Annotated in this window: 21 protein-coding genes and 1 pseudogene; 2 read left to right on the forward strand and 20 right to left on the reverse strand. The window is 54.9% G+C overall.

From position 1 onward, the window contains the following. Nucleotides 1-7 precede the first annotated feature (7 nt). From KQJ19_RS01570 to KQJ19_RS01605, 8 genes are all read right to left on the reverse strand, one after another. On the reverse strand, nt 8-628 hold the full coding sequence (locus tag KQJ19_RS01570) for a YfgM family protein (protein ID WP_016157128.1): 621 nt from the start codon (nt 626-628) through the stop codon (nt 8-10). Nucleotides 629-641: 13 nt separating this feature from the next. Next, on the reverse strand, nt 642-1,916 hold the full coding sequence (gene hisS, locus KQJ19_RS01575; protein ID WP_016153999.1) for a histidine--tRNA ligase: 1,275 nt from the start codon (nt 1,914-1,916) through the stop codon (nt 642-644). Nucleotides 1,917-2,026: 110 nt separating this feature from the next. Beyond that, nucleotides 2,027-3,145, reverse strand: coding sequence for a flavodoxin-dependent (E)-4-hydroxy-3-methylbut-2-enyl-diphosphate synthase (gene ispG / locus KQJ19_RS01580; RefSeq protein WP_016154000.1), 1,119 nt, complete (start codon nt 3,143-3,145; stop codon nt 2,027-2,029). A gap of 26 nt (nt 3,146-3,171) precedes the next feature. Then, entirely contained in the window at nt 3,172-4,161 is a 990-nt protein-coding gene (gene rodZ / locus KQJ19_RS01585; RefSeq protein WP_016154001.1) for a cytoskeleton protein RodZ, read from the reverse strand. Between the two features lie 284 nt (nt 4,162-4,445). Further along, nucleotides 4,446-5,612 carry a bifunctional tRNA (adenosine(37)-C2)-methyltransferase TrmG/ribosomal RNA large subunit methyltransferase RlmN gene (locus KQJ19_RS01590; RefSeq protein WP_016154002.1) on the reverse strand — a complete coding sequence of 389 codons (1,167 nt, stop codon included), beginning with the start codon at nt 5,610-5,612 and terminating at the stop codon, nt 4,446-4,448. A 256-nt stretch (nt 5,613-5,868) separates the two neighbouring features. Further along, a complete protein-coding gene (gene ndk, locus KQJ19_RS01595; protein WP_003037710.1) occupies nt 5,869-6,300 on the reverse strand; it encodes a nucleoside-diphosphate kinase in 432 nt (143 codons plus the stop codon). Nucleotides 6,301-6,436: 136 nt separating this feature from the next. Further along, the gene (pbpC, locus tag KQJ19_RS01600) at nt 6,437-8,749 is read right to left on the reverse strand and encodes a peptidoglycan glycosyltransferase PbpC (RefSeq protein WP_216403277.1); all 2,313 of its coding nucleotides are present in this window, start codon (nt 8,747-8,749) and stop codon (nt 6,437-6,439) included. Further along, nucleotides 8,750-13,684, reverse strand: coding sequence for an alpha-2-macroglobulin (locus KQJ19_RS01605; protein ID WP_216403278.1), 4,935 nt, complete (start codon nt 13,682-13,684; stop codon nt 8,750-8,752). A 207-nt stretch (nt 13,685-13,891) separates the two neighbouring features. On the opposite strand from KQJ19_RS01605, the gene sseA reads away from it, so the two are divergent. Continuing rightward, the gene (gene sseA / locus KQJ19_RS01610) at nt 13,892-14,743 is read left to right on the forward strand and encodes a 3-mercaptopyruvate sulfurtransferase (protein WP_216403279.1); all 852 of its coding nucleotides are present in this window, start codon (nt 13,892-13,894) and stop codon (nt 14,741-14,743) included. Nucleotides 14,744-14,965: 222 nt separating this feature from the next. On the opposite strand, the gene sseB is transcribed toward sseA, so the two are convergent. The 11 genes from sseB to trmJ all read right to left on the reverse strand — a co-directional run bounded on the left by sseB (nt 14,966) and on the right by trmJ (nt 23,774). Then, on the reverse strand, nt 14,966-15,742 hold the full coding sequence (sseB, locus tag KQJ19_RS01615; protein WP_016157136.1) for an enhanced serine sensitivity protein SseB: 777 nt from the start codon (nt 15,740-15,742) through the stop codon (nt 14,966-14,968). A gap of 70 nt (nt 15,743-15,812) precedes the next feature. Beyond that, complete coding sequence (gene pepB, locus KQJ19_RS01620; RefSeq protein ID WP_016157137.1) at nt 15,813-17,096, reverse strand: aminopeptidase PepB; 1,284 nt, start codon at nt 17,094-17,096, stop codon at nt 15,813-15,815. Nucleotides 17,097-17,156: 60 nt separating this feature from the next. Further along, a complete protein-coding gene (gene iscX / locus KQJ19_RS01625; protein ID WP_003037694.1) occupies nt 17,157-17,357 on the reverse strand; it encodes a Fe-S cluster assembly protein IscX in 201 nt (66 codons plus the stop codon). 11 nt (nt 17,358-17,368) lie between these two features. Then, on the reverse strand, nt 17,369-17,704 hold the full coding sequence (gene fdx, locus KQJ19_RS01630) for an ISC system 2Fe-2S type ferredoxin (protein WP_003037690.1): 336 nt from the start codon (nt 17,702-17,704) through the stop codon (nt 17,369-17,371). Nucleotide 17,705: 1 nt separating this feature from the next. Then, nucleotides 17,706-19,556 carry a Fe-S protein assembly chaperone HscA gene (gene hscA / locus KQJ19_RS01635; protein ID WP_181633403.1) on the reverse strand — a complete coding sequence of 617 codons (1,851 nt, stop codon included), beginning with the start codon at nt 19,554-19,556 and terminating at the stop codon, nt 17,706-17,708. A 15-nt stretch (nt 19,557-19,571) separates the two neighbouring features. After that, nucleotides 19,572-20,087: a co-chaperone HscB gene (gene hscB, locus KQJ19_RS01640; protein WP_049282294.1), complete on the reverse strand. Its 516-nt coding sequence runs from the start codon at nt 20,085-20,087 to the stop codon at nt 19,572-19,574. A 108-nt stretch (nt 20,088-20,195) separates the two neighbouring features. Beyond that, nucleotides 20,196-20,519, reverse strand: coding sequence for an iron-sulfur cluster assembly protein IscA (iscA, locus tag KQJ19_RS01645; protein WP_003835203.1), 324 nt, complete (start codon nt 20,517-20,519; stop codon nt 20,196-20,198). 20 nt (nt 20,520-20,539) lie between these two features. Next, a complete protein-coding gene (gene iscU, locus KQJ19_RS01650; RefSeq protein WP_002913991.1) occupies nt 20,540-20,926 on the reverse strand; it encodes a Fe-S cluster assembly scaffold IscU in 387 nt (128 codons plus the stop codon). A gap of 25 nt (nt 20,927-20,951) precedes the next feature. Beyond that, nucleotides 20,952-22,166, reverse strand: coding sequence for a cysteine desulfurase (gene iscS / locus KQJ19_RS01655; protein ID WP_016154009.1), 1,215 nt, complete (start codon nt 22,164-22,166; stop codon nt 20,952-20,954). A 167-nt stretch (nt 22,167-22,333) separates the two neighbouring features. Next, on the reverse strand, nt 22,334-22,825 hold the full coding sequence (gene iscR / locus KQJ19_RS01660; protein WP_005120405.1) for a Fe-S cluster assembly transcriptional regulator IscR: 492 nt from the start codon (nt 22,823-22,825) through the stop codon (nt 22,334-22,336). A gap of 217 nt (nt 22,826-23,042) precedes the next feature. Beyond that, on the reverse strand, nt 23,043-23,774 hold the full coding sequence (gene trmJ / locus KQJ19_RS01665) for a tRNA (cytosine(32)/uridine(32)-2'-O)-methyltransferase TrmJ (protein WP_016157139.1): 732 nt from the start codon (nt 23,772-23,774) through the stop codon (nt 23,043-23,045). A 118-nt stretch (nt 23,775-23,892) separates the two neighbouring features. Here trmJ and suhB point away from each other — a divergent pair, with 118 nt between their 5' ends. Further along, nucleotides 23,893-24,696, forward strand: coding sequence for an inositol-1-monophosphatase (gene suhB / locus KQJ19_RS01670; protein WP_046275219.1), 804 nt, complete (start codon nt 23,893-23,895; stop codon nt 24,694-24,696). An 84-nt stretch (nt 24,697-24,780) separates the two neighbouring features. On the opposite strand, the pseudogene KQJ19_RS01675 reads toward suhB, so the two are convergent. Further along, nucleotides 24,781-25,303 (reverse strand): annotated as a pseudogene (locus KQJ19_RS01675) (nickel transporter); the annotation flags it as partial.

Below are 25,303 nucleotides of genomic sequence, written 5' to 3' on the forward strand. Positions count from 1 at the left end.
GTCCCTCTCAGATGGACAAATTATTGATTTTCATCTGCATCATTTCGCTCAGAGCAGGAGAGGCATCGCTTTTCACGCCCGCTTCCCATGCGCTACGCGCACCTTGTTTATCGCCTTTGCTCAGCAATGCTTCACCGCGCAGGTCGGCAACAATGGCCGTCCACCCTTCACCTTTAATGGTGTCGAGTGTTTTCAGCGCGGTATCAGCCTGTTTAAGCTGAACCTGAACACGCGCCAGACGCAGGTTAATCACCGCTTTGAGATTCTCATCGCTGGTCGCTGCTAAGCCTTGTTGCAGCTGGCTTGCGGCTTTCTCAAGTTCATTTTGGTCAACAAACTGCTGCGCCAGTTCCAGTGAAGCTAACGCGCCGTAGGTATTTTTGTTTTCTGCGGCAAATTTCTCTGCAGCAGGAAGACTATCCGGTTTACCCGCGCTAACCGCAGTCACCGTATTTTGATATGCCAGAGAAGCAGAGCGTGCGGACTCCGTCTGATGGCTGGTCCAGTAACGCCAGCCAACCAGCGCGCCAACCCCTAAAATGACCCCAACAGCCAGCGCTTTGCCGTTTTCAGCAAAGAAGCGTTTTACTGCATCAATCTGGTCGTTTTCGTTCTCGTAAATTTCCACGCTGTCCTTCTCCTTAGCCCAGTAGAGTGCGCAAATGCGCGGCAACGCTATCCTGCGCTACTGCCGTTTGCTCACCAGAGCGCAAATCCTTCACTACAACAGTACCGTCAGCCACTTCGGACTCGCCCAGTACCAGTGCAACGCGGGCGCCCCACTTGTCGGCGCGGGCGAACTGTTTCTTAAAGTTGCCGCCACCGTGGTTTGTCATCAGTTTCACACCAGGAACTTCATCGCGCAGACGTTCTGCAAGCCGCATTGCAACCGACTGCGTATCCGCCCCCGAAGCGACCAGGTATATATCGACAACAGGATCTGCGTTAAATTCCGGATTAACTGCCTGAACTAACAAAACAAGTCGTTCCAGACCCATGGCAAAGCCCACGGCCGGCGTTGCGCGACCGCCAAGTTGCTCTACCAGACCGTCGTAACGCCCACCGGCACACACGGTACCCTGAGAGCCCAGGCTGCTGGTAACCCACTCAAATACGGTGCGGTTGTAATAATCAAGACCACGAACCAGACGCTGATTGACGGTGTAGGCAATACCTGCGGATTCCAGCAGTTTGCACAGGCCCGCAAAGTGCTCGCGAGAGTCGTCATCAAGATAGTCGCCCAGCGCAGGTGCGTCGTTGAGCAGCGCCTGTACTTCCGGGTTTTTGGAGTCGAGAACGCGCAGCGGGTTAGTGTACATACGGCGCTTGCAGTCTTCGTCCAGTTTCTCTTTGTGCTGTTCCAGGTAGGCGACCAGCGCATCACGGTAGTTAGCGCGGGCTTCAAGCGAACCAATTGAGTTCAGCTCAAGGCTGACATGCTGAGAAATACCCAGCGCGCGCCACCAGCGAGCGGTCAGCATAATCAGTTCAGCATCGATGTCCGGGCCTTGCAGGCCAAACACTTCGACACCCAGCTGATGGAATTGACGATAGCGCCCTTTTTGCGGACGTTCGTGGCGGAACATCGGCCCGATATACCACAGACGCTGTTCCTGATTGTACAGGAGACCATGTTCGATGCCGGCGCGTACGCAGCCCGCAGTCCCTTCAGGACGCAACGTCAGGCTGTCGCCATTACGGTCCTCAAAGGTATACATCTCTTTTTCAACCACGTCGGTGACTTCACCGATCGCGCGTTTGAATAACGGGGTCTGCTCTACAATCGGCAAGCGGATTTCACTGTAACCGTAGCTGCCGAGCACGTTTTTGAGAGTGCCTTCAATGCGCTGCCAGATGGCGGTTTCGCCAGGCAGATAATCGTTCATGCCGCGAATGGCTTGAATGTTTTTTGCCACGTTTATTCTCTTTATGAATATAAAAATGAACCCTCAGCGCTAACCCGAACAATGCGGGCGCCATGCGGGTTCAATCATACACGGGAAGCACGCCGCTTCCCATCACGTTGTTATTTTTCAAGCTGCTGCACGTCAATACGACGCGCTTCGTCCAGGATACTCGCTTTGGCGCGAATGCGGGCTTCAAGCTGCGTAATCATATCGTCGTTATCGAGTCGATCCTTACGCACGCCGTCTTCATACAGACCGCTTTTCTTGTTACCGCCCGTGACGCCCAGCGTAGAAACCAGCGCTTCGCCAGGACCGTTCACCACGCAGCCGATAATCGAAACATCCATTGGCGTAATGATATCTTCCAGACGTTGTTCCAGCGCGTTCACCGTACCGATAACGTCGAACTCCTGACGCGAGCAGGTTGGGCAGGCGATAAAGTTGATCCCGCGGGCACGAATGCGCAGCGATTTCAGGATATCGAAGCCAACTTTGATCTCTTCCACCGGATCCGCCGCCAGAGAGACACGCAGCGTATCGCCGATCCCTTCGGACAACAGCAATCCTAAACCGATCGCTGATTTTACCGCCCCACTGCGTGCGCCACCGGCTTCGGTGATCCCCAAATGCAGCGGTTGATCGATCTGTTTCGCCAGCAGGCGATAGGATTCAACAGCGAGGAAAACGTCAGACGCTTTAACGCTGACTTTGAATTGATCGAAGTTCAGTCGATCGAGGTGATCCACATGGCGCATAGCGGATTCCAGCAGCGCCTGCGGCGTCGGTTCACCGTATTTTTCCTGCAGATCTTTTTCCAGCGATCCGGCGTTGACGCCGATACGGATAGGAATATTTTTATCACGAGCGCAGTCCACTACCATGCGAATACGCTCTTCATTACCGATATTGCCTGGGTTGATACGCAGGCAATCGACGCCGTATTCCGCCACCTTCAGCGCGATACGATAGTCGAAGTGAATATCGGCAACCAGCGGGACATTAACCTGCTGTTTGATAAGCTTGAACGCTTCTGCTGCATCCATTGTCGGTACAGAGACACGAACAATATCTGCGCCGACGCGTTCCAGCGCTTTGATCTGATTAACCGTCGCTTCCACATCTGTGGTACGCGTATTGGTCATAGACTGTACGGCGATGGGCGCGCCATCGCCGATCGGCACGTTCCCAACGTAAATGCGTGTCGATTTTCTACGTTGAATTGGAGCCTGGTTATGCATTAAAAAATCTCCCGCATTGCCGTCTGTTACTGAGCCGGTGATTGTTCGGCATTAACGGTCAGACGCGCAACCTGGTTAGTTCTGATAAAACGACTCAGATCGACAGGTTTACCCTGGAACTGAATCTGCACTGCCGCCGGAGCGCCAATTTTCAGTTTGTACGGCGCCTGACCCGTCAGATTCAGATTGCCGTCCTTACGCTGCATACCACTGAACAGTTTTTTTCCGGTCGCATCGGTCACTTCCAGCCAGCAATCGGCAGTAAAGTTCATTACCAGTGCGTTAGGATCGGCTGCTGGGGTAGTGACACCCGCCTGGTCAGTCGGCAGCGGCGCCGCGGTAGCTGGCGCAGCAGTTGCGGTATCGACGTTAGCCTGAGAAGGTGCCACAACGGCATTCTGCTGCGCATCAGCGGCAGGTGCCGGGGTTGCAGCAACATCTGGCGTAGGCGCTGCGTCCGCCACCGCGCCATCGTCTGGAGCCGGGGTAGTATCCTGGCCCGCTGCGGCGCTGGTATCTAACGGTACGTTCTGCGCACCATCTTTACCGGCATTCAGCTCAGCGGAGGATTGATCGGCCATGGTGGTGATCTCTTCCTGCTGCGCCTTATGGTTCTGCCACCACCAGGCTCCCGTCAGTCCGACAACGACAAACAGCACCAGCCAGGTAAAGGTCATTAACCAGCCGTCACGTTTCTTACGACGCTTACCGAGCGAGAAGCTCTGCATCGGTGCGACTTTGGCTGGGCGAATCGGAGCCTGTTTTTCCAGCCCTGGCAACAGTTCTTCTTCAGGAATATGCACCAGACGCGCATAAGAACGGATATACCCGCGCAGGAATGTTGAAGCGAGATCGGCTGGTGCCTTATCTTCTTCAATATCACGTACCGTGGAGACCTTCAGGCAAAGTCGCTCCGCGACTGCCTGCTGGCTGAATCCGAGTTGTTCACGGGCATTGCGCAGACGAACGCCGGTGGATAGTGCTTCATTTTTGTCGTGCGTGGCTTCAGTATTCATTCGCTACAGCTGCGTAAATTTGGGTTCTGATGCCGGCGAGCCACAATGCTCACCCACACCGCGAAACATCTGGTCAGTTAACCTTCGTCAGACAGTATAAAACGGTCAGACTATCAAAGACAAAACAACGTAAACCTGAGGGCTAAAGGCTTGTTGCGCCGCTACATACTGCCTTAAAGTCGACAAAAACGCACCGTTATTATTGACCTGACGACAACAACAAAAAACCTCATTTGGCTTACGTTGCACTACGGTACATGAATTATACCGTAGTGCACTCAACATCAAACGGTCTTGATATCGATAGCGTCGCCCTGCATACGCTTACGCAGAGTACGCTTGGTACGGTCGATAACATCACCCGCCAGCTGACCGCAGGCTGCATCGATGTCATCGCCACGTGTTTTACGCACGATGGTAGTGAAACCATAGCTCATCAACACTTTGGAGAAACGATCGATACGGCTGTTAGAGCTACGGCCATACGGCGCGCCAGGGAACGGGTTCCACGGGATCAGGTTAATCTTACACGGCGTATCTTTCAGCAGCTCTGCCAACTGATGCGCGTGTTCAGTACCATCATTGATGTGATCTAACATCACATACTCAATGGTCACACGACCCTGGTTAGCGTTGGACTTCTCCAGATAACGACGAACCGCGCCGAGGAATGTTTCGATATTGTACTTTTTGTTGATAGGTACAATTTCGTCACGAATTTCATCGTTCGGCGCATGCAGAGAAATCGCCAGCGCGACATCAATCATATCGCCCAGCTTATCCAGCGCAGGGACAACGCCTGAGGTGGAGAGCGTGACGCGACGCTTTGACAGCCCAAAACCGAAGTCATCCAGCATGATTTCCATCGCTGGCACCACGTTGGTCAGGTTGAGCAGCGGCTCGCCCATCCCCATCATCACCACGTTGGTGATAGGACGCACGCCGGTAGCTTTCACCGCACCGACGATTTTCGCCGCACGCCAGACCTGACCAATGATTTCCGACACCCGCAGGTTACGGTTAAAGCCCTGTTGCGCCGTAGAGCAGAATTTACACTCTAATGCACAACCGACCTGTGAAGAAACACACAGGGTCGCGCGATCGTCTTCCGGGATATACACGGTTTCTACGCGCTGATCGCCAACCGCGATGGCCCATTTGATCGTACCGTCAGAGGAACGCTGCTCTTCCACCACTTCCGGGGCGCGAATTTCAGCCACTTCTTTCAGCTTGTTACGCAGCACCTTATTGATGTCAGTCATGTCATCAAAGTTGTCGCTGCAATAGTGGTACATCCACTTCATGACCTGATCGGCACGAAACGGTTTTTCACCCATATCTTTGAAGAATTCGCGCATTTGCTGACGGTTCAGATCCAGCAGGTTGATTTTTCCATTTTTATTTGGAACCGCAGGAATGACGACTTCAGAGGTGTTAACTAATTCAGACATAATTTTTTCCGGCCTCGTTGTTACACGTTGTGGCCCGTGGAGGGTTAAAAAGAAACGCCCCGGCAAGCGTTCTGCTCTTCCGGGGCGTTGCATTGTACAAAGTCTGGCGCAGGGATGCCACGTTTGCACGAAGCATTAGCGAAAATAATATGTAAATCGCTAATTCCTCTCCAAAGGATTTCGCATCGCAGGAAAGCGGCACGTTCGAGCCTCCCTGAAAGCATAGAAAACGATGCGATGTGAAAGACGCAGGAGATTAGCGCGTGCGCGGGCAAACCTCGCCTTCACCGAAGAAATAGGCGATTTCACGCGCGGCAGATTCAACGGAGTCGGAACCGTGAGTACCGTTCTCAGTGAAGCTATCAGCGTAGTCTGCACGCAGAGTACCCGCCAGCGCATTCGCCGGGTTGGTTGCACCCAGCAGATCACGGTGACGCTGTACGGCATTTTCGCTTTCCAGAACAGAAACAACGATAGGACCGGAGGTCATGAATTCAACCAGACCGTCAAAGAACGGCTTACCATCATGCTCAGCATAGAAGCCACGCGCCTGCTCAACGGTCAGGTGCAGCATTTTAGTACCGACAATTTTGAACCCTGCTGCTTCAAAGCGCGCAAAGATGCTCCCAATAACGTTTTTTGCCACCGCGTTTGGTTTGATGATGGAAAAAGTACGTTCAATAGCCATGATTACCTCGGAAAAAGATGTTTTGTTGTTGTTTACCTGGCGCGGATTATAAAGAGCATCCCGGCAATTGACTATTGACGAAGATAACATTTCTTTAAAATAAGATGAATTTTAGCAACAAAAGTCACCTGGTGGTCTACTGCAACGAAAATCTCACCGTCGCCACCTGTCCGGCGTCATCCATCACCAGCAGTTGATAATCCCCTTTGGTCGCCAGCCGTAGCGTAAGACGGCGTCCGCGTTCATCCAGCCGTTCACCGTTAAGAAACCACCAGCGATCGCCAGTCCCACCGCTGGTTTGTACCGGCAATGAGGCCAGCGCAGAACCGGGTAAACGCTTCACGATCGCGCCATCACGAACCCCTGTCAACTGCAACGGCAGCGAAGCATCCTGCCCCAGCGGCGGACACGTGGCAGAAACCGGCGGTAATCTCGCCCCACGGCGCTCTGACTCCGGCAGCCATGGCTCCAGCGGTAAAGGCCAGACGATTAACGTTTGTTCGCGCGCCTGCGGGCAATCCGCCGCCACACGTTTGCCTTCATCATCCAGCCAGACGGGGAAACGAATGCCACTCACGCCCTCCTGTTCGGGCAATAACAACGTGGGCGGCTGGCTGCCGTCCAGCAGCCAGGTTGCCAGACGGCGTCGACAGTTACTGTCTCCGGGCGCAAGTGACTGCCCGCCCGGCCAGCACACTACGCCGCGGCTAACGGATTCAGGGCGCGGATCCTCTGGCTGATTTGTCCCGCGAGAGAGCAAAAGATTGTTGACCTGATTGAGCAGCGGCACGGCGCTGGCAAAACCAAACTGGCCCACCACCGGCGTACCGTCGGGTCTGCCGGTCCAGATACCCATCACATAACGGGCGTTAACGCCAATCGCCCACGCATCACGATAGCCATAACTGGTACCCGTTTTCCACGCCAGCGGAACCACTCTGCTCAGCGCGTTATCCGGCAGCGGTTGCGCTTCGTCAGCCATAATGCGGCGAATAATCCAAGCCGCGCCTACCGACATCAACGGACGCTCCAGCAGTGGATCGTCTGGCTGCAGGCGCAGTTTTCCCGCTTTTCCCTGACGGGCAAAGGCACTGTACGCCGCCGCCATGTCTTCCAGTCTGGCCCCTGCCCCGCCCAAAATCAGCGACAGATTCGGTGCGGCACCTGCGGGCAGATACAGCGGTAAGCCAACGTTACGTAACGATGCGGCAAAACGCTTCGGGCCATAGGCTTCAAGTACCTGCACGGCGGGTAAATTCAGCGAGCGCACCAGCGCTTCGCTCATACTCACCGGGCCATGAAAACCACTGTCAAAATTCCCTGGTCGATAATCTCCGGTTCGACGCGGCACATCCTGCAACAATGAAGCAGGGTGAATTAATCCGTCATCCAGCGCCAGACCATAGATAAACGGCTTCAGCACCGAGCCCGGCGAGCGGATCGCATTCACCATATCCACATGGCCAAAGCGGGAGTCGTCATTCATATCTACCGACCCCACCCAGCCACGTACGCTCATATCAGTGTGATCGACCACAATCATCGCCAGCGAACTGCGCGCAGGTAAGCGGCCCTTCCAGTTTTGCGCCAGCTCTTCCAGTTGGCGCTGCAATCCGGCGTCAAGGGTGGTCACGATTTTATCGCTCCGGCTTTTTCCCAGCATCATGCGCGAGAATAACGGCGCTAGCTGCGGCATTTGTCTGGGCGCCAGCCAGACCGGTTCTTCACGTGACTCCTGCACCTGTCTGGCAGGCCAAACGCCCTGCGTCGCCATGCGCTCAAGCACTTTATTGCGCGCCGCTTCAGCGCGATCCGGCCAGCGGTCCGGGCGCAGACGGCTCGGTGCCTGCGGCAACACGGCCAGCAGCGCGGCATCGGAATAACTCAACTGTGTGGGAGATTTACCAAGGTAGGCCCAGCTCGCAGCACCCACGCCCTGCAGCGTGCCGCCAAACGGCGCACGGTTAAGATATAGCGTCAGGATGTCGCGCTTAGAAAGATGCCATTCCAGCTGCAATGCGCGCCAGAGCTGGCGGAACTTGCCGCCGAAAGTTCGCGGGTGGGGATCGAGCAATCGTGCGACCTGCATGGTGAGCGTACTACCGCCTGAAACGACGCGACCTGAGGAGAGGTCCTGCCATGCCGCGCGCAGCACTGAAAACGGATTGACGCCGGGATGTTTCCAGAACCAGCGGTCTTCGTAGTTGATTAACGCCTCAAGGTAACGGGGGGACACCTCATCAATAGTCACCGGATAACGCCAGATGCCGTCCGCGTCGGCGAAGCGCCATAGCGGCGTACCATCGTAAGCCACCACGACACGTGCCGGATCGACTTCGTGAAGCGGCAGCGGCCAGATTTTATCTGCCGCCCAAACCCCCATTACCAGCAATAGCGCAACGGCTGCCAGCCAGAGCCAGCAGCCGCGTTTCCACAACCCGCGCATCATTTACGGTCTGACAATCAAAAGCCCCTCTGTCGCACCGGTCGCGCGCCACTGCGGAACATACATTGACTCCACCTGCGGCACAGGAACCTGATAGGTCCCCGGCGTTACCGCCCGCGCCAGATAGACCAGCGTCACCGGCTGCCCTTCGTTGACCGCTACCGCGGCGACAAAGCGATCGTCACGGAACTCAACGTGCTGGATATCCGCCTGCTGCATCTGATTGAGCAAATTCGCTACCTCGCTGCCGCTGTCCTGCAGGCTGGCGCTGCCGTTGGCCAGATTCTGGTTTTCCAGCTCCAGGCCGGCTGGCAGTAAGTCAACCACCAACGCATCCGGTACATTCTGGCTGGCTTTCACCTCCAGCCAGACCAGTACCAGCTCGCCGCTGCGCAGAGAATCCAGCGCTTTGCTGTTCCCGTCGAGCCCCAGGATCTGACGCTCGATGTGCAGGACGTTGCTGGCAGGCGTCGGCGAGGTTTTCGGGTAACCACTCACATCCAGACGCAGCCACAGCGGCAGATTACCGGTATTGGTGACGTTCAGCGTAGACAGCGCGTCAGCATCCAGATTACGCGTTTGTGATTTCTCCCCGGCTAACGCCTGTTCAGAGAGTGACGTTTGCGCCTGCCACGAGCCAGGCAAGTCCTGCAACGTACGCGCGGCAAGGAACAGCGCATTGTTTTCCTGAGTAGAGAGCCAGCGCTGCCCAAAGGCCTGTTCTGACAAGGTGTTCAGCAGCGTATTCTGCACGTCAGGTTTAAGCTTGTTCTCTTCCAACAATGCCAGCATCAGCGCGTTGTCACGTAGCTGACTGCCGTAATCCGCCATCCACTGCTGCGCATCGCGACGTGGCGTATTCAGCGCCAGCGTCAACGCTTGTTCACTGCGGTTGGCGTCGCCCATGTTTTTCAGCGCTATCCCCAGTTGCATCAGCGGTAAACCGGAAGCCGCCTGTGCACGACGCTCCCAGATCTCACGCAGCGCGCCGAGCGGGGCTTTCTGCTGACGAGCCAGCACCAGCGCGGCGTAGGCCTGTACGGCAAACCGGCTTGCTGATGCGTCGTCGGTATAGCGAATCGACATCATGCCCGGATCCTGCAAATAGCGCAGCAGCCGCTCGTTACCCCGGTTAATCACCTCTGCCGGAACGCTATAGCCTTGTTCATTCGCACGAACGAGGAAATCCATCACATACGCGGTCAGCCAGTACTCTTCCGACCCGTTCTTATCCCACAGCGCAAAACCGCCGTTATCACGCTGCATTTGCAGTAAACGAGAGATGCCAATCTCTACTGCCGCACGGCGTTTTTCATCACTGTCGCCCGCGATACCTAACGCCTTCAACTGCGCGGCATTGGTGTATAAGGATGGGAACAACCCGCTCGCCGTTTGCTCGAGGCAACCGTAAGGGTAAGCTTTCAGTTCACGGATATAGCGCGCCAGATTCAGCGGTGGCTTACCGCTGAACAGCAGTTGTCCTTGCATCGTCACAGGAGAGAAATTCGTCAGTTCTTGGCCCGGAAGCTGCCAGGTTGCGCCCGGCTGAAGTGCGACGCCGTAATTAACAGTTTGCGCCGGGAACGCCGGTCGCACGCCAATTTTCCACTGTTTATGCTGAACAGGCAGCGTTTCACCCGGTAGATTCAGACCGCTAATTTGCGCCTGAATTTCGCCATCGCCAAAGCCCTCCCGCGCACGCACCGGAATAAACAGCGTAGTCCGTACGCCTGGCGCCAGATTCACCGGGGCGGGATCTTGCCCCATCAGCTCCAGTAAACCGCTGGCCGCGAGATTAATAATCAGCGTTTGCGGTTTGTCAGTCAGGTTGGTCACGTCCAGCGTCAGGCGCGAGGTATCGCCCCCCGCCAGAAAGCGCGGCATGTTCAGTTCAGTAATTACCGGCGCGGCGACAATCACTTTGCTTTCGCTACTGCCAAAGTCATCCGCCGTCCAGGCTTGCGCCATTACCCGCAGCTCGCCGTTGAAATCACCAATTGGTAACGTCACCGTACCTTCGCCCTGCTCGTTAAGCGTCACCGGCAGCGCCTGTTGCGCTACGATATTGACGTGATTAACCGGTGGCTTGCCGCCGCGTTTTAACTCATCGCCGTCACCACCAAAGCGCAGCGCCGCCAGACGTCCTTGCCCTTCGATCACCTGGCCGTAAATATCATAAATATCCGCGCCATAGCGTTTTTGCCCGAAAAATGCCTGCCAGGGATCCGGCGTGGCGTAATCGGTAATGTTCAACACCCCGCTGTCAACGGCTGAGACCAGCACGTTAACCTGTTTTGGCACGTCGCCATTTTTAACGCTGGCTTTAATCTTGACGGTCAACGGCTGATTTGGACGCATTTTCGCCGGACTTTCCAGCGCCAGCGCCAGACGACGGTTTTCATCGCCTAACGGCAAATGCAGTAAGCCGACTGCCCGTTTTGGCGTTGCCGAACGAGACTTGTCGCCAGGACGAACCACCAGCGCGCTGAGATACAAGTCATGGCGATTCCAGGTTTTATCGACCGGGATGGAGATATCAAGACCATCCGTCGGTACGTCTATCTCTTGCCACCACAGCGGGCCTTCGCTGGACTCCACCATCGCGTAACCTTTGCCAGCAGCGGGTGCGGCAATGTGTAGCTTCATGGTATCGCCGGGACGATAGCCGGGTTTATCCAGTTTCAGGGTCACGCGATCGGGACGCACTTCCCCGCTGCCGTCGCTGTTATCCTGCCAGCTATAACCAGCCCAGAAGCGCACGCTGCTCACCGCATCATTCGGAGCTTTCACTTCCAGGCGATAGGCACCCCACTCGACAGGGAAGCTGACTTTACCGGTCTCATCGGCTTTAAGATCCAGGGTCTGCTCACCCTCAACCAGATCTTTTTGATCGAACTGCGATTGCCAGCCCTCGCCTTCAGACCAGTTCCAGTAATAATCACGGCGTTCACGGATCAAACGCACCTGTAAACCGGACACCGCTTTTTTCTCGCCTTGCGCATCGGCATACACAATATCAAAAGCGGCATTGCTGTTTTCATCAACGCCAGGCTGATTGACGGTAGTATCGGTGCGGTAGTCATAAACGGCTCTCGCCGCAAACTGCGGACGAATACCTGGCAGCGTATCCGCAGGCCAGATGGCTTGTTCAACCCGACGCGTCACCGGACGGCCACCCGACTCCAGCAGGCTGGCTTGCAGAATCACCTGTAACGGAGAATGCGTCTCCTGCCATTGGCTGCTGGTAGTCACTTCGCCGCGACCGTGGTCATCCAGCGTCAACTGAACCTCATCGAGGCTGCGAGAAAGATTTTCTTCGGCAATATTACCAAACTGGAACCCCGGTAATGCCTGCACCGCTTCCCGCAACGGGCGCAGGAAAAGCTGCCCTTGCAGAGCATTGCCGTTGGCGGGCGCGCCATACAGGTAGTAGCCCACCACCGAGAACTTCACTTCATCAGTTGGAGCCACCGGCATTTTATTGGCGGTGAGATTGAGCGCCATCCGCTCAGGCATGAAATCTTCGACGTGGAAATCCCACATCCGCGACTGGTTGTCGCCAGTATTGGCACGAATATGCCACATGCCGGTTGGCGCGCTGCTGTCCAGCGGCCAGCTAAAGCGATACAGACCGTTTTCCGGTTGGCTCACTACCGAGCGTAACACCTGTCCGTCGGGCTTAACGACCTCCAGCTTCACCGGCTGGTCAGGCAGCGTTTTGCCGTCGCTATCTCGCAGTAACCCATTGAGGATCACCGTTTCGCCAGGGCGATAGAGGTCTCGGGGGCCAAACATAAAGAACTGCTTGCTGTATCCCGGCGCGCCGGCAATATCAAATTCAGCCAGATCCAACGCCGGGAGCTTCAGGTCCAGCAGCGTGGTTTGCCCGTCTTTACGGGCCAGCAATAAGGCCGCGTCTTTATCGGTTTCCAGCTTGACGTGACCCTGCGCGTCACTGGTAGCCTGCGCCAGCGTCTGCCCTTTTTCGTTGAGTAACGTGACCTCAATACCCTGCTGCGCAGCGCCGTTTTCCAGACTCTGCGTAAAGACATCCAGTTGATTGTGGTAACGGTGCGCAGAGACACCAATATCACTGAGCGTAAACAGCGTAGCAGCATTGCTGTAGTTATAGTGTCCGGCCTGATTCATCACCGCAATGTAAACGCCTGCTTGCTGCAACGGCTTGATATCGCTCAGTGGCAGTAGCAGCTTCTCTCGGGTGTTACGCTCAGGATTGAGGTCAAAGCGTCCGGTATAAACCAGCTCCGCCATTTTCAGCAGATTGTCTGACTCCCAGTTTGACAACGAATTACGGTATTCCCACTGGCTGACAAACGCACCGAGCGACTCAGGCTTCACGCGAAAGAAGTTCACATCCACGCTATTAACGTTAAGGGCCATCACCGGTAACCCTTCAATCACTTTTCCCGGCAGCAGCGATCCGCGACTAGCGAACCCTACGCTTGGCTGGACGTCGCGGGTGGTAATGTTTTTTTCATAATCGATAGCGAACGTCGCTTTATTCAGCGCCAGCAAATCACGCTCAATGGTAACCACCAGTTCCCGGTTAGGTTCGAGATGGCGTAAGCGTAGCTCTTTTAGATTTGGCGCCAGCTCCCAGGCACCATCCACTTTGCCGCTTTTTTTATCAACAACGTGCACTACGCGAGAAAAATCTTGTTCCGGATCGAGGGGAATGGAAAAGGTCAAAACAAGCGTTGCCGCGCCGTCGAGTTGGACCTCGGAGGCATCAAGCAACGTCAGCGACTTGCCCTGGCTTTGCTGAATCAGCTTTTGTAATTGGGCCTTATCTTTTGCTGGCGCAGTCTGCGGTGCAGGCGCATCAGGCTTCGCAGCCGTCGGTGATTTTTCGTTATTATTATCGCACCCAACCAGTGCCAGCATCAGCATACAGGCCGCTACGCGTAAATGTTTCATTTTTCATCCCTGGCCGTAGTGGCCCGTTAGCTACGTAGAACAACTATTATGCGTCAGATTTTCGGCTGTGGAAGCCAGTAACTGTTCCAGGTTGTCCTATTTTTTCGTGATTAATGTGGATTCGCCTGACAAATCAGCCTCTTTTACTTGTCGCATTGCACTAAACATCCGACAATTTGCCAAAACCTGGTAAAAATGGAGATGCCTATGACCACCGCCTTTTTTGTCGCTGCCGACTGGCTTGCCGAACACATTGACGACCCGGAAATACAAATTCTTGATGCCCGGATGGCACCTCCAGGACAGGAAGATCGCGATGTTGGCGAGGAGTATCGTGCAGGCCATATTCCTAGCGCAGTCTTTTTTGATATTGAAGCGCTTTCCGACCATACGTCACCGCTACCGCATATGATGCCGCGACCGGAAGCCTTTGCCGTAGCGATGCGCGAATTGGGCGTTCATCAGGATAAACACCTGGTTGTCTACGATGATGGCAACCTGTTTTCCGCGCCGCGCGCATGGTGGATGCTGCGGACATTTGGTGTCGAGAATGTCTCCATTCTGGCGGGCGGTCTGGCTGGCTGGCAGCGCGATGAGCTAATGCTCAAAGAAGGAAATGAGGATTTACCGGAAGGTGAATTTAACGTGGCATTTACGCCTGAAGCGGTTGTGCGCGTTACCGACGTACTGCTGGCCAGTCATGAAAAAACGGCGCAGATCGTCGATGCCCGACCGGCTGCGCGTTTTAATGCCGAAGTTGACGAGCCGCGTCCGGGCCTCAAGCGTGGCCATGTGCCGGGTGCGCTTAACGTACCGTGGACAGAACTGGTTCGTGACGGTGAACTGAAAACTACCGACGAACTGGATGCTATTTTCTTCAGCCACGGCGTAAGCTTTGACCGCCCCATTATCGCCAGCTGCGGCTCAGGCGTCACGGCGGCGGTGGTTGTGCTGGCGCTTGCCACACTGGGCGTTTCTAACGTCGCATTGTATGACGGTGCATGGAGCGAATGGGGCGCGCGTAACGATTTACCGGTAGAACCGGCTGAGACTCAATAAAATCTGATTTACTCATCTTTTTCACCCACAAAAAAACCGCTCAATGAGCGGTTTTTTTGTGCCAGTCCGGTTCGCTGCCTTTCCAACAGGCTGTGCTGCTTTAGCAAAGCAGGCTCATCGTAGCGCACTAATACTCCCTTTTGAGGGAGAAAAAGCCAACTGAGTTAGCGGCAAAATTATTCAGTGCGCGAGGTATAATCCTTCGTGGCGGCTTTCCTTCACTCAGATAATCCGGTTCTGTTTGAAGTCGCGCAGGAAACCGCCCCAGCGGCGTTCGTAGAACGGTGCGATGTGCTCAGTGATAAAGTGACTCACGCCCTTCTCACCTTTCTTCACCTGGCAGATATCAATGGGTTCATCACCCGGCAACGTATCGGTCGCGACGCTACCCGCAGCATGGATGATCTCTTCAATATCACCTTCAGCTTCAATACCAATCAGCAGATTCGGCTGGGCTTCCGCACTTTCTTTGATTGAGCAGAGAAATGCGCGTTTTACCGGCTTAATGGTTTTAAACAGCGTGGTCAGTGAGTCAATCATCTGCGCCGGAGGTTCAGCGACTTCAGAAAGGATCAGCGATTCACCACCTTCCAGTACTTCCTGGGTGCTTAGCGGATTCCCCTCTTCCCCCATCAGCAGGCTGATTTCACGCGGCATAAACTCTTTGCCGGTCGGCAGTTTAGCGTTGAGAAAGAGCGTTTCGCCAAGCGTCATTTCAAATAGCGTACGCACCGGCATAACGACAAATGCTTGCTCATCTTCAACCGCCTGTTGCAGGGCTTCCAGGGAGGTGAAGAACGGGATCACGGTCGTGCCGTCTTCTTTTTCCCAGTGTTGAAGGTCGAGGGCGCTGTCTTCTACCACCGCCTCGCCTTCTGCGGCAGTTCCCGGCACCCAGACGGTGGATTCCAGTAAAGTACGGAAAAATGCCGGACGATGCGCAGGCTCTGTCGCTGCTTGCTCCAGCAACGTTTCTAATTCATTTTTTGTTTCGGACATAAGTATCACAAATTGGATGAATACATGTAAGCCGGATAAGCGTAGCGCCATCCGGCAATACAGTCATGAATTATGCGGTCAGCAGATTCGCGATGGTGCGCACACCCAGACCGGTTGCGCCCGCAGACCACTGCTCAACCGGCGCTTTGCGATAGGTTGCAGAGCAATCGATGTGCAGCCAGCCTTGCTGGTAATTTTCCACGAAATGGGACAGGAAGCCCGCCGCGGTGCTTGCACCCGCTGGGTAGGCCGCACTGCCGGTATTATTCAGCTCAGCAAAATTTGACGGCAGTTGACTACGGTGGAACTCTGCCAACGGCAAACGCCAGAACGGCTCGTTTTCTTGCGCCGCACTTGCCAACAAACGCGCGGCCAGTTGGTCATCAAAGCTAAACAGCGCGTGGTAATCGTTGCCCAGTGCGGTTTTCGCCGCGCCGGTCAGCGTGGCAGCATCAATGATCAATTCAGGTTTTTGCGCGCTGGCATCGATCAGGCCATCGGCCAGTACCAGACGCCCTTCAGCATCGGTATTCATCACTTCAACTTTTTTACCGTTGCGATAGTGAATGATATCGCCAAGCTTAAAGGCGTTGCCGCTGATCAGGTTATCCGCGCAGCACAGATACAGCTTCACACGCTTGTTCAGGCCACGGGTGATGGCAAACGCCAGCGCACCAGTGACCGTTGCCGCACCGCCCATATCGGACTTCATTGAGTCCATAAATGCGCTTTGCTTGATGCTGTATCCGCCGGAGTCAAAGGTAATTCCCTTGCCAACCAGGCAGGCATAAACTGGAGCTTCTTTGTCGCCAGTCGGGTTGTAATCCAGCGCCAGAAGCACCGGCGGGCGTTCAGAGCCTCGACCTACGGTATGCAGCCCCATGTAGTTCTGCTCGCGCAGATCTTCACCTTTGGTGATACGGTACGAGACGTTGTCGCAGGCCACGCCACACAGCAGGTCTACCGCGCGTTGCGCCAGCTGTTCCGGGCCCAGCTCTTCTGCAGGTGCGTTAATGGTATCGCGCACCCAGTCAATAATCTTCAGACGGTTATCCAGCTCTTTGCGCTGCGCCTCGTCCAGAGCGGCCCACTCAACTTTGCGGGTGCCTTTTGGTCCTTTGTAACCCTGCCAGAACGCCCAGCTACGTTCGGTATCCCAGCCTTCACCATCCAGTTGGACATGTTTAATCCCCAGGCCGTCAATTTTACGCGCGGCGCGCTGGATAAGGCTGAGATCATCTTTTCCGTTCAGGTGCAGGGTAATACCGTCATTATTAATGCTGTATGTCGCCTTTTCACCCCAGCGAGCGTCAGCGGGTTGCGTGGAAAGCGTAATTTTCATGGCTTCTGTCATTTTATTTATCCTTATTTCGCGCATACAGGAAAACGGGCCACCCGTGGGCAGCCCGTTGACTTATTCGGCTTCGTCCAGCCAGACCAGTAAAATGGCCTCAAGGATTTTTTCGTTCGATGCCTGTGGATCATCATCGAACTCTTCCAGGTCACAGATCCATTGGTGCAGATCGGTGAAACGAACGGTCTTGGGATCGAGATCGGGGAACGCGTCGTACAGCGCCTCGCCGATTTCGCGGCTATCGGTCCACTTCAGTCCCATACTACCCTCTGTTAATGCTCACGTGCATGATTGATTGTGTAACGTGGGATTTCGACCACTAAATCGTCCTCGGTTACCCGTGCCTGACAGCTTAAACGGCTCTCCGGCTCCAGTCCCCAGGCTTTATCCAGCATGTCGTCTTCTTCTTCTGTGCTTTCCGGCAAAGAATCAAAACCTTCACGTACAATGCAGTGGCAGGTCGTGCAGGCACAGGATTTTTCACAGGCGTGTTCAATCTCGATACCGTTACGCAGGGCAACGTCGAGAATGGTTTCGCCGGTCTCAGCTTCCAGAACTGCGCCATCGGGACAGAGATCCTGATGAGGCAAAATAACAATCTTTGGCATATTAAACCTCGTCCACGGAATGGCCTTTCAGCGCGCTACGGACGGATTTGTCCATACGGCGAGCGGCGAATTCCTGGGTTTGTTTGTCTACGTTTTTAATGGCTTGTTCTATCGCGTCAACATCGTCACCCTGTGCTACCTCGCTCAAATGCGTAGCAGCGGTGTCGATAGCCTGACGTTCTGCGGCGCTTAACAGCGCGGCATCAGCGTTCAGCGCACCGGATAAACTCTCCAGTACGCGTGCCGCTTCGACTTTCTGTTCTGCCAGCATACGAGCTTTAACGTCCTGCTCGGCAAAACTCATCGAATCCTGAATCATGGAGGCGATTTCACTGTCGGTCAGACCGTAGGACGGTTTGACCTGAATCGAGGACTCAACGCCGGTGGATTTCTCCATAGCGGTGACGCTCAGCAGCCCATCAGCATCGACCTGGAAGGTCACGCGGATATGCGCGCCGCCTGCCGGCAACGCCGGGATACCGCGCAGCGCAAAACGCGCCAGTGAACGACAGTCCTGCACCAGCTCACGCTCGCCTTGCATCACGTGAATGGACATCGCGGTTTGGCCATCTTTAAACGTGGTGAAGTCCTGCGCACGCGCCACCGGGATAGTAGTGTTACGCGGGATCACTTTCTCCACCAGACCGCCCATGGTTTCCAGTCCCAGAGACAGCGGGATAACGTCCAGCAGCAGCATTTCGCTGTCCGGTTTATTCCCGACCAGAATATCCGCCTGGATTGCCGCACCGATAGCGACCACTTTGTCCGGGTCGATAGAGGTCAGCGGCGTACGGCCAAAGAATTCACCGACGCGTTCACGTACCAGCGGCACGCGCGTTGAACCACCGACCATTACCACTTCCAGCACATCCTGCGGCTCAACGCCCGCATCTTTCAGCGCACGGCGGCAGGCCAGCAGCGTACGTTTAACCAGTGCGGAAATGAGTTCATTAAAGGTTTCACGGGTGATTTCACCCTGCCATCCCGCCACGTTAACCGTCACAGAATCGGCGTCGCTGAGTGCGATTTTCGCTGCAATCGCGGCATCCAGCAGTTCGCGCTGTACGCGGTTATCGCTGCGATCGGCAACGCCCGCCTGCTCGCGAATGTAATCGGCCAGCAGATGGTCAAAATCGTCGCCGCCGAGCGCGGAATCACCGCCGGTCGCCAGCACTTCAAACACGCCGCGACTCAGGCGCAGAATAGAAATATCAAAAGTACCGCCGCCAAGGTCATAGACCGCGATCACGCCTTCCTGACCGGAATCCAGGCCATAAGCGATCGCCGCAGCGGTCGGTTCGTTCAGCAGACGCAATACGTGCAGGCCCGCCAGACGCGCGGCGTCTTTCGTCCCCTGACGCTGTGCATCGTCAAAGTAAGCCGGAACGGTGATCACTACGCCATCCAGTTCGCCGGACAACGATTCGGTTGCCCGCGCGGCCAGCGCTTTCAGAATGTCAGCGGATACGCGCACCGGATTAAGCAAACCGGCAGCGGTTTCAATCATCGGCAGGCCGTTTTCGCTCGCCTGGAATGAATAAGGCAGATGCGGGTAACGCGCCTGGATATCCGCCAGGGAGCGGCCCATCATGCGTTTTACCGAGCTGACGGTGTTTGCCGTATCCAGCGCAGCATTGGCGCGGGCATCGTAACCGACCGAGTAGCCCTGCTGCTGATAGTGAACCACTGACGGCAACAGGTGGCGACCTTCATGATCTGCCAGCGTTTCGGCCTGGCCGCTGCGTACGGTCGCAACCAGGGAGTTGGTGGTGCCTAAATCGATACCGACCGCCAGACGACGCTGGTGCGGCGCGGCGCTCAGACCAGGCTCACTAATTTGTAATAAGGCCATTTTCGCTTCCGGAAATTAAAAATCGAGCAGTTTTTCTTCGAGTTGTTCTGCACTGCTTCGCAGTTTATCGAGAAAACGCAGCTTACGCACGGTATCTGCCGCTGCGTCCCACGTCTCGCAATCCAGCTGTTCCACCATCAGTTGATGGCGAACGTTGTACATTTCGCTGACGCGTTGCATAAACGCATCCAGCCGTTGATTGTCTTTTGCCTGTTCAATCTCGTCCAGCTCTTCGCGCAGCTCCAGTTGTTCCATCAGAAACGCGGTATCGCGCACCGTGTGCTGCTCGCTGCGGATATCAAAGCCGTGTAAAGACAACAAGTATTCGGCGCGCATCAAAGGATGACGCAGCGTTTGCCAGGCCTGGTTGATAGTGGCGGACTGCGAAACCGCAGCAAGTTGTTCCGCCTGAGAACCGCTGGCGAATTTATCAGGATGATACTGACGTTGCAGATCCTGAAAACGTAGGCTCAGCGCCTGAGTATCGAGCTGATAACGGGCCGGTAAGCCAAAGAGGGTGAAGTAGTCCATAACATTCTCAGGGCATCGATTCTCTGTTGTTCGATGAGGCAAAACCAGAGAGTCAGGTAAAACAAACCCCACGCGCAGGCGACCACGGTGGGGTTATCAGTAAGCGCGTTACACGTGGAAGCTTTCGCCGCATCCACATTCGTCTTTCACGTTCGGGTTAGTGAACTTAAACCCTTCGTTCAGACCTTCTTTGACGAAGTCTAACTGCGTACCGTCGAGGAATTGCAGGCTCTTACCGTCGATCACGACTTTTACGCCTTTGTCTTCAAACACGGTATCTTCAGCCGCCGGCTCGTCAACAAATTCCAGTACATAAGCCATACCTGAGCAGCCGGAGGTTCTCACGCCCAGACGCAGACCAAACCCTTTACCGCGGTTTGCCAGGAAGGTATTTACACGCGCTGCTGCACTGTCGCTTAAGGTAATCGACATAATAAAACCTCAACTCTTAATTATTTTGCTTCACGTTTGCTTTTGTAATCCGCAATCGCGGCTTTAATCGCGTCTTCAGCCAGAATAGAGCAGTGAATTTTCACTGGTGGCAGTTCAAGCTCGTCGGCGATATCGGTATTTTTGATCGCCTGTGCTTCGTCCAGAGATTTCCCTTTTACCCATTCGGTAACCAGAGAGCTGGAGGCAATAGCGGAACCGCAGCCGTAAGTCTTGAAACGCGCGTCTTCAATGATACCCTCATTGTTGACTTTGATCTGCAACTTCATCACGTCGCCACAGGCCGGTGCACCCACCATGCCGCTGCCCACGTTCTCGTCGCTGTTGTCAAAAGAACCCACGTTACGTGGATTCTCGTAATGATCGATTACTTTTTCGCTATAAGCCATGATGAATTCTCCTTATCGGTACCGATTAGTGATGTGACCATTCAATACTGTTCAAATCCACGCCCTGTTTGAACATTTCCCACAGCGGGGAAAGGTCGCGCAGGCGGCCAATGGAGTTGCGAACCAGATTGATGGCGTAGTCAATCTCTTCTTCGGTAGTGAAACGACCTAAAGAGAAACGAATTGAGCTGTGTGCCAGCTCGTCGGTCATCCCCAGCGCGCGCAGCACGTAGGATGGCTCCAGGCTTGCAGAGGTACATGCAGAACCGGAGGACACAGCCAGGTCTTTCAGCGCCATAATCAGCGACTCGCCTTCAACAAAGTTGAAGCTAACGTTGAGAATGTTCGGTGCGCCCTGCTCGAGGTCACCATTGAGGTACACCTCTTCCATATCTTTCACGCCGTTCCACAGACGGTTACGCAGAGTGCGCAGGCGCGCCATCTCGGTTTCCATCTCTTCTTTGGCGATACGGTAAGCTTCACCCATCCCAACGATTTGGTGCACAGGCAGCGTACCGGAACGCATACCGCGCTCGTGACCGCCGCCGTGCATCTGCGCTTCAATACGAATACGCGGTTTACGACGAACGTACAGCGCGCCGATACCTTTCGGGCCATAAATTTTGTGGCCGGAGAAGGACATCAGGTCAACTTTCAGTTGGCTCAGATCGATAGGCAGTTTGCCCACGCTCTGGGTCGCATCAACGTGATAGATGATGCCGCGAGCACGGCACATTTCGCCGATGGTTGCGATATCCTGTACCACGCCGATTTCGTTGTTAACGTGCATGATGGAGACCAGAATGGTGTCGTCACGCATTGCCGCTTCAAGTTCTTTCAGGTCGATAATGCCGTTACGCTGCGGGGCGAGGTAGGTCACTTCAAACCCTTCGCGCTCCAGCTGACGGCAGGTGTCCAGCACGGCTTTGTGTTCGGTTTTGCTGGTGATGATGTGCTTGCCTTTTTTCTGATAAAAGTTGGCTGCACCTTTAATCGCCAGGTTATCGGATTCCGTCGCACCGGAAGTAAAGACGATTTCACGCGGGTCAGCGCCCACGAGGTCGGCAATCTGGTTACGGGCGATATCTACCGCCTCTTCAGCCTGCCAGCCGAAACGGTGTGAACGAGACGCTGGGTTACCAAAGTTTCCGTCCAGGGTCAGACACTGCATCATTTTCTCGGCAACACGCGGGTCCACCGGCGTGGTTGCGGAGTAGTCGAGATAGATCGGTAATTTCATTGCTCTATAAACTCCGTACATCGCTTCAATGCAAGGAACCAGGCAACCGGCTGGATGTACGACCGAGTTAACGGGGCGTCTGGCACCCCGGCCTGATTCTGAAATACTTTTTACGCTTCATCTTTCTGGCTGCCTTGATGCAACCAGAAGATATTGCGTAATTTTTATTAGGCACGCAGTTTGACGTCGATAGCGTCTTGCGTGCGGGTGCTGCGTGGAGCGTCATGTGTGTGCTGGCGACCAGACACATCCAGGACTTCCTGATTATTCACCAGTTCGCCCAACGTAATGTTGTTGAGGAAACCGGTCAGACGATCGCTCAGATCGCGCCACAGCGCGTGGGTCAGGCATTTATCGCCGCCCTGACAACCGCCTTTGCCCTGGCAACGGGTCGCGTCTACAGACTCGTCAACAGCGCTAATCACTTCACCTACTGCGATGCTGCCGGCATCTTTACCCAGCAGATACCCGCCGCCTGGTCCACGTACGCTGGAAACCAGACCGTTTTTACGCAAACGGGAAAACAGCTGCTCCAGATATGACAGGGAAATTCCCTGACGTTCAGAAATATCAGCCAACGGTACCGGGCCCGTTTCGGAGTTGAGCGCAACGTCCAACATTGCGGTCACGGCATAACGCCCTTTTGATGTCAGTCTCATGTCTTACTTAGCCTCAAACTCGCCCCTGCCCGGGGTTTTTTATTGTAAAATGGGGGTATTGCATAGCAGGGGCAAGTCTGACATTCCCGACTAAATCAGTCAACTATTTACTTGACTAATTTAGTCAGGTATTTAACCTTCAGTGCCATTTTCATTTACCGGATGGCGCTTCGCTAATCCGGCCTGGAAATCGTGCAGCCATCCGACATCAAGACGCTTACTTGCCTTTATTCTGCTGCTCTATAGAAGCTAAAATTCCGCGCAAAATGTTCAGCTCCTGGCTCTCAGGACGCGCACGAGTGAACAGACGGCGCAGCTTGTTCATCACCTGCCCCGGATGTCCTTCGCGGATAAACCCGGTCGACAGCAGCGTTTGTTCCAGATGACCGTAAAAACGCTCTAAATCATCGACCAGCGGATACTCAGCTTCTTCGTATTCTGCGGTCTTGTCGCTTTCCTGCGTTGCCAGCCAGGCCATGCGAACTTCATAAGAGATGACCTGCACCGCCATCGCCAGGTTGAGCGAGCTGTATTCCGGGTTTGCGGCAATGGCGACGTGATAATGGCACTTCTGCAGCTCTTCGTTGGTCAGGCCAACGCGTTCACGTCCAAACACCAGCGCCACCGGCGAGTTCGTTGCTTCAGAGACGCTTTTTAAACCGCATTCACGCGGATCCAGCATCGGCCACGGCAGCGTACGGGAGCGCGCGCTGGTACCCACCACCAGGCTGCAACCCGCCAGCGCTTCATCGAGAGTGTCGACGATCTGCGCGCTGCCGATCACATCGCTGGCACCAGCCGCCAGGGCGATGGCCTGGGAGTCCGGTTTAACCAGTGGATTTACCAGCCACAGATTAGTTAAACCCATGGTTTTCATTGCGCGGGCCACAGAGCCCATGTTGCCAGTGTGAGAGGTTTCCACCAGCACGATTCGAATATTTTGCAGCATTGTATTTCTTCGGCTAAAGATTATTCGGGCATATTATCATAAAACGAAGACATATTCCGAACTCGCTGCTATACTCTGCGCCGTTTTCCCGTTCTTTAACATCCAGTGAGAGAGACCGATGCATCCGATGCTGACCATCGCCGTGCGCGCAGCGCGCAAGGCGGGTAATGTAATTGCCAAACACTACGAAACGCCAGACTCTGTAGAAACCAGCCAGAAAGGCAGCAATGATTTCGTGACTAACGTCGATAAAGCCGCCGAAGCGATTATTATCGAAACAATTCGCAAATCTTACCCACAGCACACCATCATCACCGAAGAAAGCGGTGAGCATGTTGGTGAAGATCAGGATGTTCAATGGGTTATCGATCCACTGGATGGCACTACCAACTTCGTAAAACGTCTGCCGCACTTCGCGGTTTCCATCGCAGTACGCATTAAAGGCCGTACTGAAGTCGCCGTTGTTTACGATCCAATGCGTAACGAACTGTTCACCGCAACCCGCGGCCAGGGCGCACAGCTGAACGGCTACCGTCTGCGTGGCAGCACCGCACGCGATCTGGACGGCACCATCATCGCCACCGGTTTCCCGTTCAAAGCGAAACAGCACGCCGCGTCTTACATGAAAATTCTTGGCAAGATGTTTACCGAGTGCGCTGACTTCCGCCGCACAGGTTCTGCTGCGCTGGATCTGGCTTACGTTGCCGCTGCACGTGTTGACGGTTACTTCGAAATCGGTCTGAAACCATGGGATTTCGCCGCAGGTGAGCTGATTGCTCGTGAAGCAGGCGCACTGGTTTGCGACTTCACCGGCGGTCATAACTACATGGCGACTGGCAACATCGTTGCAGGTAATCCGCGCGTAGTGAAAGCCATGCTGGCTAACATGCGTGACGAACTGAGCGACGCGCTGAAGCGTTAATTCAGTACAGCCCGGTGGTGTCATGCTTACCGGGCTTACGTGTTGATACAGGCCGGACAAGGCGAAGCCGCCATCCGGCTTTGATTAAAACGGTCTAATCCCTCGCCCCACCGGCACCGCGCTCACCCACATCACTACCGCAGCAGCAATCAGCACCGCACCACCGGCTAATGCCAGCGTCGTCCAGCCAATCTGTCGCCACAGCACCGGCGCTTTATGTCCGCTAAGTCTCACCGCCAGCGAGCGGAAACTGTGTACCAGCAAAGCCAGTGACGTAATCGTCAAAGAGGTTCCGGCCGCCATCGCCAGCGCCGACGCCATGCCCCAGCTAAAAACGCCAACCACTTTGCTAAACAGTAAAACCATAATTGCCCCGGAGCATGGCCGCATTCCCATAGACAAAACGATCATCAGCCGGGCGCGCCAGTCATCACCGCTTTGCAGCTGTTCAGGATCAGGCAAATGCTGATGCCCACAGCCACATCCCTCGTGATGCACATGGTGCGGCGTGAAGGCGATAAATTTCGGGCGACGCAGCAACTGGCGCAATTTCTTCAGCGCACGGACGCACAATAAAACGCCCAACACGCCAACCAGCGCATAACTC

This window comes from Citrobacter sp. S46_ASV_140, from assembly GCF_018919545.1.
Classification (GTDB): Bacteria; Pseudomonadota; Gammaproteobacteria; order Enterobacterales; family Enterobacteriaceae; genus Citrobacter; species Citrobacter braakii.